Here is a 13,477-nt window from a genome sequence, read left to right on the forward strand (position 1 = left end):
CGCCCGGACGAGATCCTTGATTCGAGGCGCGCATGCACGAGCATGGCTCCATGCCCGGCCGTTTGCGGGGGGATTTCTTCGGTGGCCTCACCGCCGGCATCGTCGCCCTGCCGCTCGCGCTCGCCTTCGGCGTGGCCTCCGGCGCCGGGGCCGCGGCCGGGCTCTATGGCGCGATCGTGCTCGGCTTCATCGCCGCCGTGCTCGGCGGCACGCGCATGCAGATCTCCGGTCCCACCGGGCCGATGACCGTGGTGTTCGCCTCGGTGCTGGCGGTGGTCGGCGGCGACCTCGGCGTGGCGATGGCCGCGGTGCTGGTCGGCGGGCTGGTGCAGATCGGGCTCGGCGTGCTGCGCGCCGGGGGGCTGGTGCGCTTCATCCCGTATCCGGTGGTGTCGGGCTTCATGAGCGGCATCGGCGTCATCATCATCCTGCTGCAGAGCGCGCCGCTGCTCGGTGCCCCGCCGCTGTCCTCGCCGCTCGCCGCGGTGCTCGGCATGGCCGGCGTGCTCGCGCAGTTCAACGGGCAGGCGCTGCTGCTCGGCTTTCTTACCCTGGTGATCGTGTTCCGCACGCCGATGGCGATCAGCCGGGTGGTGCCGGCGCCGCTCGTGGCGCTGCTCGCCATGACCGGGCTCGCGGCGGGCGCGGGCTTCGCGGCGCCGGTCATCGGCGACATCCCGCGCGGCCTGCCCGCGCTCGTGCTGCCCGCGTTCACCCTCGAGACCTGGACCACGGTGCTGCTGCTCGGCATCACCCTCGGTCTGCTCGGCAGCATCGACAGCCTGCTCACCTCGCTGGTGGCCGACTCCATCACCGGCACCCGCCATCACTCGAACCGCGAACTCGTCGGCCAGGGCATCGGCAACATGCTCTGCGCCTTCGTCGGTGGCCTCCCGGGGGCGGGCGCCACCATGCGCACCGTGGTCAACATCAAGTCGGGCGGGCGCGGGCGCATGTCGGGCGTGGTGCACTCGCTGTTCCTCGTCGCCCTGCTCCTCGGCCTCGGCCCGCTCGCCGAGCGCATCCCGCTCGCCGTGCTGGCGGGCATCCTGATCAAGGTCGGCGTCGATATCCTCGACTACCGCATGCTGCGCCTGGTGCGCACCGCGCCGCGCGCCGACGTCGCGGTGATGACGGCGGTGTTCGTGCTGACCGTGCTGGTGGACCTCATCGTGGCCGTGGGCGCCGGGGTGGTGCTGTCGATGATGCTGATCATCCACCAGCTCGCGCGTCAGTCGCGCTTTCGCGTGCGCGCGCTGCCGCGTGCGGCGGGGGCGAGCGCCGCCGCCGACCTCGAGAGCGGCATCCGCGTGATCGAGATCGACGGCGCCTTCTTCTTCGGCTCGGCGAGCCAGCTGCTCGACCGCGTCGATCAGGTGATCGGCACCCGCGTGGCGGTGTTCGACTGCAGCCGCGTGCCCTTCATGGATCTCTCGGCGCAGTTCGCGCTCGAGGAGATGATCGAGCGCCTGAACGCGCTGTCGATCGTGGTGCGGGTGGTGGTGCCGCCGGCCATCCACGCCCAGCTGCTGAGCCTGCGGGCGCCGCAGCTGCCGGTCGAGATCCTGCGCGAGGATCTGGGCACGACGCTCGCCGAGGCCCGCAAGCTGGTCGAGCTGTCCGTCTGATCCGGCGGCGATCGCGCCGCGGGGCTTGGCGGCGTGCGCCGACGGGCGCATTCTGGCCGCGGGACGGCAGGGCGCAGGAGGTGGGCGATGGCGGGGATCTTCATCAGCCACAGCAGTCGGGACCGGCAGGCGGCCGCGGCGATGGCGGCGCGCCTGCGCGACCGGGGCTACGCGTCGCTGTTCCTGGATTTCGACCCCGCCGACGGCATTCCCGCCGGACGCGACTGGGAGCGCGAGATCTACGCCCGCCTGCGCGGCTGCGACGCCGTGGTGGTGCTGTGCAGCGCGGAGGCGATGGCATCGGACTGGTGCTTTGCCGAGATCGTCTATGCGCGCGCGCTCGGCAAGCGCCTGTTTCCGGTGCGGATCGACGCCTGCAGCGTGCGCACGCTGTTGCTCGACACCCAGCTCGTCGACCTGTGCACGGACCCCGAGGAAGGCTACGCGCGCCTGTGGCGCGGGCTGCGCAGCGCCGGGCTCGACCCGGCGGACAGCTTCGCGTGGGAGAGCGGGCGTCCGCCGTATCCCGGGCTCGCCCCCTTCCAGGCTGCCGACGCCGCGGTGTATTTCGGCCGCGAGGCGGAGCAGCGCCGCTGCCTCGACACCCTGGCGCAGATGCGCCGTTACGGCGGCGAGCGCCTGCTGGTCGTGGTCGGCGCCTCGGGCAGCGGCAAATCGTCGCTGGTGCGCGCCGGGGTGCTGCCGCGCGTCGCGCGCATGCCCGACTGGCGGGTGCTGGGGCCGCTCCGGCCACAACGCCGGCCCGACCAGGAGCTCGTGCGCGTGCTGCCAGCCGTGCAGGACGCGGCCGCCGTCGCGCCGGCGGCGCTGGGCGCGGCCTTGGCGTCGGCGTGCGCCGCCGAGCCTGGGCAGCCGGCGGTGCTGCTCGTCGTCGACCAGCTCGAGGAACTCGTCACCACCAGCGCGCCCGAGGCCGCCGCGCGCTTCGTGCAGGCGCTGCGCGCGGCGCTCGCGCCCGAGGCGGGCGAGTGCTACTGCCTGGCGACGCTGCGTGCGGACCACCTCGCCGCCCTGCAGGCGGCTCCGGCGTGGGCGGGGCTGCCTTTCCGCCAGCTCCCGCTGGCGACGATGGACGCCGGTCACTTCGCCGAGATCATCCGTGGCCCGGCGCAGGTTGCCGGGCTCGAGCTGGAGGAGGGCCTGGTCGAAGCGCTGGCGCAGGATACCGGCCACCCCGACGCGCTGCCGCTGCTCGCCTTCACCCTCAACCGGCTGTGGCGCGACTTCGGCGACGACCGGCGCATCACGCTCGACGAGTACCGCGCCCGCCTCGGCGGCCTCGAGGGCGCCATCCGCCGCGAGGCCGAGGCGGTGCTCGCCGCGCGTGCGCCCGCTCCCGACACCCTGCGCGCGCTGCGGCAGGCGTTCCGCCATCTGGTGCGGGTCGAGCCCGAGGGCGCCTATACCCGGCGCAGCGCGCGCTGGGATGCGCTGCCGGCGGCGGCGCATCCCCTGCTGGAGGCCTTCGTCGCCGCCCGCCTGCTGGTGTCCGGGCGTGAGGACGACGGAGAGGGTGCGCGCACGCTGGAGGTGGCGCACGAGGCCCTGTTCCGCGCCTGGGAGCAGCTGCGCCGCTGGCTCGACGAGGACCGCGTGTTCCTGCTCTGGCGCCAGCACGCCCTGCCCGCGGCCGAGGCCTGGCAGCGCGCGCCCGACGATGCCGGCCTGCTGCCGAGCGGGGGCCCGCTCGCCGAGGCCCGGCGCTGGCGCGCGGAGCGGACCGACGAGCTGGGCGAGACCTTGCTCGCCTACATCGACGCCGGCGTCGCCGCCCAGGCGCGGCTGCGCCGGCGCCGGCTGGGCGCGCGCGCGGGCCTCGCCACGCTGGTGCTCGCCGCGGCTGCGCTCGGCGGCGGGCTGTGGGAACAACAGCGCACCCTCGTCCTCCAGCGCATCGACAGCTACTGGAGCGGCGCGCTCGCCGCGCGCGATGCCGGCGGCGACGCCCTGCGCGCCGCCCACTATCTCGCGCGGGCAGCCGATCTCGGTGGCGCCGGCAGTGCGCACGACAACGCCCTGATCGCGATCGGGCTGCTCGCCGGCGGCGTCGAGCTGGCCGGCGAGTTCGCGCTGCCAGGCCCGGCGGATGGCGTGCGACTGAGTGGCGACGGGCGCCTGCTGCTGGCCTGGCGCGGGCGCGAAGCCTGGCTTCACGCGCTCGCGGACGGCGGCCTGCGGGCGCGTTTCGAGCATCCGGACGCGGTCGCCGAGGCGTGGTTCGCGGCCGCCGGGGTGGTGCTCAGCCGCGACGCCGGCGGCGGCCTGTGGCTGTGGGACGACGTGCGCGCGCCGCGCGCACTCGCGCAGGAGGGGGCCGCGCACATCGCCGTCGACCGCGCGGGGCGCCGCATCGCCGCCGGCGGCGACGATGGCGTCCGGGTGTGGGCGCTGCCGGGCGGCGAGCCCGGCGCGCACATCCTTGCGGGCAACGCGATCGCCGGCGTCGCCTTTGTCGACGAGGGCGGCGAGGGGGATGGCGGCGTGCTGGCGTGGTCGGCGGCGGGCCGCTTCTGGCGCGTGGACGGCACGGGCGTGGTGCGCGCCTGGGAGAGCGGCTGCGCTCCTCGCGGCGTGGCGCTGTCGGGCGCTGGGGACGCCGCCGTGAGCTTCTGCGACACCACGCTGCTGCGCCACGCCCTGCGTAGCGGCCGGGTCGAGGCGCGCTGGGACGCACCCGAACGCGTCGATGGCGTCCGCATCGATGGCGGTGCGGACCTCGCGGTGTCGTGGAGTGCCGGTCGCGGCCGGCTGCGCGTGTGGCGGGCGAGCGACGGTACGCCGCGGCTGGAGCGTCCGCTCGATGGCGAGGGCAGCCTGGCGCGGGTGGCGCTGCTGCCGGATGCGAACCGGCTGCTCACCTCGGGCGCCGATGGCTGGCTGGTGCTCTGGGACCTGGCCTTCGGCGCGCCGGCCGCACAGGCCCGCCACCATCGTGCAGAGACGCCGGTGCTGGCCGCCGTCGACGCGCGCGGCGAGCGCGTGCTGGCCTGGAGCGGGGCGGCGGGCGCACGGCTGTGGGATGCCGGCACGCTCACGCCGCTGAGCCTGCCCCTGCGCCATCCCGGGCGGGTGGTCGGCGCAGCCATGGACGACGCCGGCACCACGGTCCTGAGCTGGGCCGACGACGGCAGCGTGCGCTGGTGGCGGCGGCAGCCCGCGCTCGAGCTCACCGCGGCGGCATCGACCGCCGCCGCCCGCGCGGATCTGCCCCGACCGCAGGCGGCGGATGGCGCGCTCAAGGCACGGCTGGACGCCCTCGGCCTCCACGACTACGCGGTGCTGCACACCGAGGGCGACGCTCGCCTGATCGCTGCCGGTCCGCTCGCGCGCCGGCTCGGCGCGGGCGAGCGCCTGTCGCCGCCGCTCACGCTCGATGAGGGGGTGCGCGGCGGCGCCCTGCTCGCGGGCGATCGGGTCGTGCTGTGGGGCAACAGCAGCGTGCGACTGTGGGACGCTGCCAGCGGCCGGCCGCTCAGTGCCGTGCTGCGCTCGGACGTGCTGGTTCCCGAGCGGGGCGGGGTGGATGGCGGGCTGCTGGTCTCCGATGGCCTGCGCGCACGGCAATGGCGCTGGCCCCTGCCGGCGGCCGGTACGGCGCAGGTCGCGGACTGGCTCGCGCTCGGCAACGCCACGGCGATGGACGAGCAGGGCGCGATCCGCACGCTCGGATACGTGGAGTGGTGCCGGCGCATGCGCGCGGCCCAGCGTCCGGCGGTGGGCTGCCCGCCGCCATGAGGGGGATGCCGCGATTGCGGCTCAGCCCGCGTGAAGCCTCACTGCACCAGCACGAGCGATTCCGACCACGCACCGACCCAGTCGCCACCCTCGTCCCACACCCTGACCTGGAGCTGGTGGCGGCCGGCGGACAGGCGGGCGTGTTCGTCGCGGCCGTCCCAGCGCTGCGCCGGCGCGCTCTCGACACGGCGATCGCGCGCCACGGGGCCGATGCGCTGGCCCTTCACATAGCGCTTGCGCATGCCGTCGGGGCTCTGCGACACCTGCATGAACTCGACGGCGGCATGGTCGAAGTCCGAGCGCGTGTGGAAGGCGTAGCCGGCGGTCTCGCCGCGCGCCGGGTGCATCATGCCGGGGTCGAACTCGAGCCGGTCCACCGCCACCGAGCCGACGGCGCGCGGGCCGATGCCCAGGCCGTGCACGCTGAAGCCGTCGATCGTCTCGCGCCCGGTGTCGGGGTCGGCGGCGGTGAGCGCGATCACCGCGGGCTTGAGGCGGTCGCCGAGGAAGGGCGGCAGGTCGAAGCGCAGCAGGTGGCGGCCGAGGCCGAACTTGTCCAGGCGGTAGCTCACCGTCTCGGCGCCCGGCAGCGCGATCCGCAGCAGTACCTGGCCCGGACGGTGCTGCGCGTAGTCCACGACCACCGGCCAGCCGCCGCGCACCAGGCCGCGCACGCCGAAGGCGCTGCCGTTGTACTGCGCGGCGAGCTGGGGGCCGTCGCGCAGCAGGGCGCGCGTGCCCTCGTCCTCGTCGCGCTGCTCGGTCTTCTCCTCGGCGAGCGACTTGCCGATCGCGAACAGCGCCGCCGCGCCGACGATGAGCGCCGGGATTGCCCAGTTCGGCCCGCCGTTGCCGCCATCGGCCGGGTATCGTTCATCGACCGGGGCGCGGGCCCCGGCACCGTCGCGCGGGCCCTCGTTGCCCGCGTCGGGGATCAGGTTGACCGCGACGAGCGCGGGCGTGGCGTGCGCCGGCTGGGGCGCGCGCCCGTCGTCCCTCGCGGACGCCGCCGACGGCAGCGCCGCGAGCGCGAGCGCAAGCGCGAGGCAGAGCCCGCGCTGCAGGGTGGCGTGGTTTGCGTTCACGTGCTTCACCTCCTGTGCCGGCGCGCGCGTTCAGGCCGATTGGCCGCTGAAGTCGAAGGCGTCGCTGCCCGCGCTGCGACAGGCGACGCCCTCCATGACCTCGCGCCGGCCATCCACGTACACGACCTGGTCGAAGCGGCGGCATGTCTTGCCCGCGTCGGCGTAGAAATCCGAGGTCGGGGTCACCGCGAACTCGCGACCGGTGTCCTCGTTGCGCCAGGCCACGGTCTGCCCGCGTGGCGTGCTCTCGATCGTCTCGGCGAGGCGTTTGCGGTCGGCCTCGTCCATGTACTGGCCGATCATCCGCCCTACCACGCCGCCGAGCAGCGCGCCGATGACCGCGCCCTTGCCGCTGTCGCCGCCGAGCTTGTACCCCGCGACCCCGCCCAGCAGGCCGCCGATCGCGGTTCCCCAGTCGCGCTTCTGCATGTTCTCGCACGCGCTCGCCGAGGCCAGCACGAGCGCGGCGGCGAGGACGGAGGCCAGTTTTCGGGCGGCAGGACGCTTGCGCATGGCGATCACCCCGGATGATGGACGAGAGGACCAGGCCGCGCGGCCCGTCCGCCACAGGAGCAGCGTGCGGAGCGGGAGCCTGAAATTCATTCTAGGCCAGGCTCAGCGCCTTGCCCGTTCCGTTCCTGCGTCGACCTCGAGGCCGACACCAGCGCCGCCGCGGCAAGGCCGCCCGCGCGTGCCGAGACCGGGGCTGTCGTGCTCAGCCCGGGTGGCGCAGGAAGGTGCGGCGGGTTTCGAGCCAGACGGCCTCGTCCGCGCTCGCCAGGGCGTCGAGATCTGCGGGCGCCGCAGCCGGGTCGTCGACCCATTCGCGCAGCAGCGGCGAGCCGTTGATGAGGTCGATCGCCAGGCGCTCGTGCTCGTACTCGTAGGGGAAGTCGCGCCACAACGGGTAGTCCGGCTGCAGCCGGCGGATCGCCTTGAAGGCGAGCGCCTGCACCCGCCACGGGCGAAAGGCGGCATGATCGTAGTGCGCCGGGTCCTCGACGTGGATGTGCACGCCGTTGCACAGCCTGCCCACGTGCTTGTGGAAGGTGGGCTCGAACCAGCACTCGCGCAGCACGCAGCCGGCGAGCCAGTCGGGGGCCAGCGCGCGCATTTCGGCAATGAGTGCGCGTGCATCCAGGTCTGGCGCGCCGAACAGCTCCAGCGGCCGGGTGGTGCCGCGGCCCTCGGACAGCGTCGTGCCCTCGAGCATCACGGTGCCGGCGTAGGCGCGTGCCATCCACAGGTTGGGGGCGTTGGGGCTGGGGTTGATCCAGCTGCGCTCGCCGAGCGGCCAACCGTAGCCGGGCGCCGCGTCGGGCTGCCAGCCCTGCATGTCGATCACCTGCAGGTCTACATCCAGCTTCAGCGTGGCGACGAACCAGTGTGCGAGCTCGCCCATGGTCAGCCCGTGGCGCATCGGCAGCGCGCCGGCGCCGACGAAGCTCTCCCAGCCGGGGCGCAGCAGCGTGCCCTCGACCGGGCGGCCGGCCGGGTTGGGGCGGTCGAGCACCCACACCGACTTGCCGTGCTTCGCCGCTTCTTCCAGCACATAGCGCAGCGTGGTGATGAAGGTGTAGATGCGGCAGCCGAGGTCCTGCAGGTCCACCAGCAGCACGTCGAAGCTGTCCATCATCGCCGCGCTCGGGCGGCGGACCTCGCCGTAGAGGCTGAACACCGGGATGCCGAGCAGCGGGTCGACGTAGTCGGGCGACTCCACCATGTTGTCCTGCTTGTCGCCGCGCAGGCCGTGCTGGGGACCGAAGGCGGCCGACAGGGTGAGGTCGGGCAGGGCGGCGAGGGCGTCGAGCGAATGGGTGAGCTCGCGGGTGACCGAGGCCGGGTGGGCGAGCAGGGCGACGCGGCGGCCGGCGAGCGGGCGGCGCAGCGCGGGCTCGGCGAGCAGGCGGTCGAGACCGAAGCGGAGGGCGGCGGCCATGCCGTCAGTCCGCCTGGCGCGCCGCGGTCGCCAGCGTCAGCACGAAAGTCTCGCGGGCATGGAAGTCGGGCTGGGCGGCGACGTGGCGCAGCGTCCAGTATTCGAGCTGGCCGTCCTTGCGCTCGACGACCGCGGCCAGGTTCACCTGCAGGTCGCTGCCGGCGGGCACCGTGGGCAGCAGCTCGGCCGGGACATGGGCCTCGACGACCAGCACGCCGTCCTCCTGAGTGATGTGGATCTCCGGCGCTGCAGCGGGGGCGAAATCCTCCACGCGTTCGCGCCAGGCGCGGAAGGCGTACACCGCCCACTGCCCGGACGGCGAGAAGTTGTATTCGCGGTACTGCGCCTCGCCCGGCACGCCGAGGAAGACCTCGAAGCAGGTGTGCTGCCACAGCCCGTCCACCGGGCCCGTCCGCGCCGCGGCAGGCAGGGGCTCCGGGATGGCCAGCCTGCCGAGGCGGCTGTCCTCCAGCCGGAACTCGAACACCGCGCCGCCTCCGGGCGGCGAGAACATCGTCGCCAGCAGGCGGCCGACGGGGCCGCTGCCGGGGGCAGAGGCGTCGGGGCTGGTGGGGTGGGGGCGCAGGCCGACGGTGATGATGGGAACGCGCGGGCGTTCGGGGCGGGGCGAGGTCACGATGATTGGGGCTCGAGCGATCGATGGTTGGCGCCCGGGCTGCTCGGCGACGGGCTTCGGCGCGGGCGGTACGAAAGGCGCAATGTTATCTGGTTCGGCTGCGCGCGCCCAAGGCGGGGCCAACAGGCATGGGGGCGCAGGCATGGGGCAATGGGCATGGGGCAACGGGCATGGGGCAACGGGGCTGCATGGCCGGGCGCGCGCGCGGCGTGACCACGCCATCGCCCCCGCGAGGCGTTCAGGTGCGAGGGATTTCCCCGCTTGAGCGGCCGCGTCCCACGTACCAAACTCTGCCGCCATGCGCTCCGCTCCGCTCGCCGTCATCGTCATCGCCCAGCTCTTCGGCACCTCGCTGTGGTTCTCCGCCAACGCCGCCGGAGAGGATCTCATGCGCGCCTGGGGGCTGCAGGCGGCCGACATCGGGCGGCTCACCATCGCGGTCCAGCTCGGCTTCATCCTCGGCACGCTCGGCTTCGCGCTCAGCGGGCTGGCCGACCGCTTCGCCGCCAGCCGCATCTTCGCGGTGTGCGCGGTGATCGGGGCCGCTGCCAATGCCGGCTTCGCGCTGCTCGCCGGGGATCTGGGGGCGGGGCTGGCGTGGCGCTTCGTGGTCGGGCTGGCGCTCGCCGGGGTCTACCCGCTGGGCATGAAGCTGGTGGTGAGCTGGGTGCCGGAGCAGGCGGGCGCGGCGCTGGCCTGGCTGGTCGGCATGCTGACGCTGGGAACTGCGCTGCCCCACGGGGTGCGCATGTTCGACGCCGGCTGGGGCTGGCAGGCGACGCTGCTGGTGTCCTCGCTGCTCGCCCTGCTCGCGGCGGCGATGATCTTCCGTCTCGGCGACGGTCCGCATCTGGCGCGCCGTCCGGGGGCGCCGCGCCTGCGCCTGGGCGAGGGCCTGTATGCGCTGCGCGAGCCGCGCTTCCGGGCGTCGGCCTTCGGCTATTTCGGCCATCAGTGGGAGCTGTATGCGTTCTGGACGCTGGTGCCGCTGCTGGTGACGGCCGCGCGCGGGGCCGAGGCGGGGTCGCCGGCCGGGCCGGCGTTCGCGGTGATCGGCATCGGCGCGGCGGGCTGCGTGCTCGGCGGCATGCTGAGCCGGCGCATCGGCAGCGCGCGGGTGGCGGCGCTTGCGCTCGCGCTGTCGGCGCTGTGCTGCGCGGTGTATCCCTTCGCCACCGGCTGGCCGCCCTTGCTGCTGGCGGCGCTGATGCTGGTGTGGGGGGCGAGCGTGGTTGCCGACTCGCCGCATTTCTCCGCGCTGTCCGCGCGCGCCTGTGCGCAGGAGAGCGTGGGCAGCGCGCTCGCCTTCCAGAACGCGATCGGCTTTGCGATCACCATGGCGTCGATCGAGCTCACCACCCGGCTGTGGCCGCTGATCGGCGACCGCGTCGCGTGGGTGCTGCTGCCCGGGCCGGTGCTGGGGCTGATCGCGCTGCGGCCGCTCTGGCGCGCGCCTGAGAACGCTGCCTGAGGGCGTTCCCCACCTGCGCGTGCGTGTTCTCACGCAGCGGCGCTAATCCGTATTGCCCAAATTGAGTCGATCATGCAGCATCGACGGCGCGCACGGCCCATGGGGGGCGAGTGCGGGTCAACCACTCAGAGCCACGCATGAAGAGCAGGCTTCCGATGTCGCTCAACTTCCGCCTGTGGGTCGTCGTGCTGCTCGCCGTGCTGCCGATCTTCTCGATGGTCGCCTTCGACTATCAGGACCAGCGCCGCGAGCTGGCACGGGCGCTGGAGGACGATGTGCTGCGCATGCTGTCGGTCGCCGAGCAGCAGGAACGCCTCGCGCTGGAGTCGGTGCAGGGCACGCTGAAGGTGATGGCGCGCGCCGATGATCTGGATACGCTCGACCCCCTGGAGTGCACCGGGCTCGTGCAGCGGATGCTGGACACGCTGGCCGACTACAACAACCTGGGCGCGGCCCTGCCCGACGGCCGCGTGTTCTGCAGTGGCCGCAGCGGTGCAGGTGCGACCACGGTCCAGGATCGTCGGTGGTTCATCGAGGCGAGCAAGGGGCAAGGCCTGGGCCGGGGCGAGTTCGTCCTCGGCCGCATCTCCGGCCAGCCGGGCCTGGTGTTCGGCTACCCGGTGCGCGAAACCGACGGCGCGCTGCGTACCGTGGTGTTCGCGGCGATCGGCTTTCGCTGGTTCGATCGCATGATCATCGGCTACGGGCTCCCGGCGGGCTGGAGTGCAAACCTGATCTCCCGCGATGGCGTGCTGCTGGCGGGCTCGTCGATGGGGGCCCAGGGCCAGGCCCTGCCGCCCGAGCAGGTCGCCGCGCTGAACGCGACTGCGCGCTCCGCGGGGCGCACCGTCGAGCTAGCCGACGCGGGCGGCCAGGTCCGCCTATATGGCGCGCGCAGCGTCAGCTTTGCCAGCGAGGACATCCTGGTAGCCATCGGCGCGCCGCTTGGCGCCACGCTCGGCGAGATCGACCGCGCCTTTCATCGTCGCGTCGCGCTGCTCGCGCTCATCACGCTGGTGTCGGCCGCGCTCGCGCACCTGGTCATCCATGGCCTGATCGGACGCTGGGCGCGGCAGGTGCGCGAGGTGGTCGAGGCGATCGGCAATGGACGCCTCGCTGCGAGGCTGGAGGTTGCCTCCTCGGTACGCGAGCTTCGCGCGCTGGAGCAGGGGATCAACCTGATGGCGGCCGGGCTCGAGCAGCGCGAGGCAGCCCTGGTTGCGCGCGACCACGAGCTTCGCCGCCTGTCGATGGCGGTCGAGCAGAGTCCCGAGAGCATCGTCATCACCGACACCGCGGGGGCGATCGAGTACGTCAATGACGCCTTCGTGCGCAACACCGGCTATGCCCGCGAGGAACTGATCGGGCGCAATCCGCGCATCCTCAACAAGGGCGCCACGCCGAGCGCCACCTACCAGGACCTGTGGGCGACGCTGGGACGCGGCGAGGTGTGGCGGGGCGAGTTCCACAACACGCGCAAGGACGGCTCGAGCTACATCGAGCTCGCCACCGTGGCGCCGATCCGCGATGCCGGCGGGGTCGTCACCCACTATGTGGCGGTGAAGGAGGACATCACCCTGCGCCGGCGCTCCGAGGAGCTGGTGCACCGCCTCGCCTACTACGACCCGCTGACCGGGCTGCCCAACCGCGCGATGCTGCGCGACCGCCTGCAGCACGCGATCCTGGCCAGCGCCGGCAGCGGCGAATTCGGCATGGTGCTGTTGCTCGACATCGATCGCTTCAAGCAGCTCAACGACACCCGCGGTCATGCGGTCGGCGACGAGCTGCTGCGCGCGATCGCGCGGCGGCTGCGCCACGTGGTGGACGAGGCCGCGACCATCGCGCGCCAGGGCGATGACGACTTCGGCGTCATCGTCGAGAGCCTGGGCAAACGCCGGGAGGAGGCGCTGCTGCGTGCCGAGGCGCTGGCCCGCGAGATTCACGCCTCCCTCAACGAGCCCTATGCGCTCGAGGGCTCGGTCACGCTGAGCTACGTCACCCACAGCATCGGCATCACGCTGTTCGTCGGCCGCCAGTGGTCGCACGAGAATCTGTTCAAGCAGGCCGAGGTGGCGCTGTTCGCCGCGAAGGAGGAGGGGCGCAACACCATCCGCTTCTTCAGCCCGCAGATGCAGTCGCTGGTGGATGCGCACGCCGCGATGGAGAACGGCCTGCGCGCTGCCCTGGCGAACGCCTCGTTCCGCCTGTTCTACCAGCCCCAGGTGGACGCGGCGGGCCGGATCGTGGGCGCCGAGGCCCTCATCCGCTGGATCGACGGCGACGGACGCTTCGTCTCGCCGGCGGTCTTCATCCCGATTGCCGAGGAGACCGGGCTGATCGTGCCGATCGGCCAGTGGGTGCTCGAGACCGCGTGCGCGCAGCTTGCGGCCTGGCAGGCGTCGCCGGCGACACGTGGGCTCAGCGTCGCGGTGAATGTCAGTGCGCGCCAGTTCCACCAGCCCGACTTCGTCGGACAGGTGCTCGCCTGCGTCGAGCGGCACGGCATCGATCCGGCGGGGCTGAAGCTCGAGCTGACCGAGAGCGTGATCCTGGGCGACCGCGACGAGGCCTTCGCGCGCATGGCGAACCTGCGCGCGCATGGCCTGCGCTTTGCGCTCGACGATTTCGGGACCGGCTACTCGTCGCTGTCCTACCTCAAGCGCATGCCGCTGGACCAGCTCAAGATCGACCAGTCCTTCGTCCGCGACATGCTCGCCGACGCGAGCAGCGCGACCATCGTCCGCGCCATCCTCGGCATGAGCGCCTCGCTCGGGCTGCATGTGGTCGCCGAGGGCGTGGAGACGGACGAACAGGCGGCCTTCCTCAAGGCGCAGGGCTGCACCGGGTTTCAGGGTTACCTGTATGGTCGGCCGCTGCCGATCGGCGAGTGGCCCGCGGCGTGGCTGCAGCCCGCCGCGGATTGAAGCGCGCACTTGTCGCCGACGGTGGAGGTGGCAACAA

The 13,477-nt window shown here is 73.3% G+C and carries 8 protein-coding genes; 4 read left to right on the forward strand and 4 right to left on the reverse strand.

Annotated elements, in window-relative coordinates; translation table 11 throughout:
• The first annotated feature begins 50 nt into the window (after positions 1–50).
• Positions 51–1,628 carry a SulP family inorganic anion transporter gene (locus AAG895_RS01970; RefSeq protein ID WP_345793891.1) on the forward strand — a complete coding sequence of 526 codons (1,578 nt, stop codon included), beginning with the start codon at positions 51–53 and terminating at the stop codon, positions 1,626–1,628.
• A gap of 87 nt (positions 1,629–1,715) precedes the next feature.
• On the forward strand, positions 1,716–5,384 hold the full coding sequence (locus AAG895_RS01975; protein ID WP_345793892.1) for a TIR domain-containing protein: 3,669 nt from the start codon (positions 1,716–1,718) through the stop codon (positions 5,382–5,384).
• A gap of 38 nt (positions 5,385–5,422) precedes the next feature.
• On the opposite strand, the gene AAG895_RS01980 is transcribed toward AAG895_RS01975, so the two are convergent.
• The 4 genes from AAG895_RS01980 to AAG895_RS01995 form a co-directional block, all read right to left on the reverse strand.
• Complete coding sequence (locus tag AAG895_RS01980; protein WP_345793893.1) at positions 5,423–6,469, reverse strand: hypothetical protein; 1,047 nt, start codon at positions 6,467–6,469, stop codon at positions 5,423–5,425.
• Positions 6,470–6,499: 30 nt separating this feature from the next.
• Positions 6,500–6,982: a glycine zipper domain-containing protein gene (locus AAG895_RS01985; protein ID WP_345793894.1), complete on the reverse strand. Its 483-nt coding sequence runs from the start codon at positions 6,980–6,982 to the stop codon at positions 6,500–6,502.
• A gap of 202 nt (positions 6,983–7,184) precedes the next feature.
• On the reverse strand, positions 7,185–8,408 hold the full coding sequence (locus tag AAG895_RS01990) for a DUF1343 domain-containing protein (RefSeq protein ID WP_345793895.1): 1,224 nt from the start codon (positions 8,406–8,408) through the stop codon (positions 7,185–7,187).
• A 4-nt stretch (positions 8,409–8,412) separates the two neighbouring features.
• Positions 8,413–9,045, reverse strand: coding sequence for a DOMON-like domain-containing protein (locus tag AAG895_RS01995; protein WP_345793896.1), 633 nt, complete (start codon positions 9,043–9,045; stop codon positions 8,413–8,415).
• A gap of 298 nt (positions 9,046–9,343) precedes the next feature.
• Between AAG895_RS01995 and AAG895_RS02000 the strand changes: the two genes are divergently transcribed.
• A complete protein-coding gene (locus AAG895_RS02000; RefSeq protein ID WP_345793897.1) occupies positions 9,344–10,516 on the forward strand; it encodes an MFS transporter in 1,173 nt (390 codons plus the stop codon).
• Between the two features lie 137 nt (positions 10,517–10,653).
• On the forward strand, positions 10,654–13,440 hold the full coding sequence (locus tag AAG895_RS02005) for an EAL domain-containing protein (protein WP_345793898.1): 2,787 nt from the start codon (positions 10,654–10,656) through the stop codon (positions 13,438–13,440).
• The last annotated feature ends 37 nt before the right edge of the window (positions 13,441–13,477 follow it).

Source organism: Thauera sp. JM12B12, assembly GCF_039614725.1.
Classification (GTDB): Bacteria; Pseudomonadota; Gammaproteobacteria; order Burkholderiales; family Rhodocyclaceae; genus Thauera.

Bases quoted from the DNA above. Each gene is read 5' to 3' on its own strand.
- AAG895_RS01975 (WP_345793892.1), top strand. From the start codon at position 1,716: ATGGCGGGGATCTTCATCAGCCACAGCAGTCGGGACCGGCAGGCGGCC.
- AAG895_RS01990 (WP_345793895.1), bottom strand. From the start codon at position 8,408: ATGGCCGCCGCCCTCCGCTTCGGTCTCGACCGCCTGCTCGCCGAGCCC.
- AAG895_RS02000 (WP_345793897.1), top strand. From the start codon at position 9,344: ATGCGCTCCGCTCCGCTCGCCGTCATCGTCATCGCCCAGCTCTTCGGC.
- AAG895_RS01970 (WP_345793891.1), top strand. From the start codon at position 51: ATGCCCGGCCGTTTGCGGGGGGATTTCTTCGGTGGCCTCACCGCCGGC.
- AAG895_RS02005 (WP_345793898.1), top strand. From the start codon at position 10,654: ATGAAGAGCAGGCTTCCGATGTCGCTCAACTTCCGCCTGTGGGTCGTC.
- AAG895_RS01985 (WP_345793894.1), bottom strand. From the start codon at position 6,982: ATGCGCAAGCGTCCTGCCGCCCGAAAACTGGCCTCCGTCCTCGCCGCC.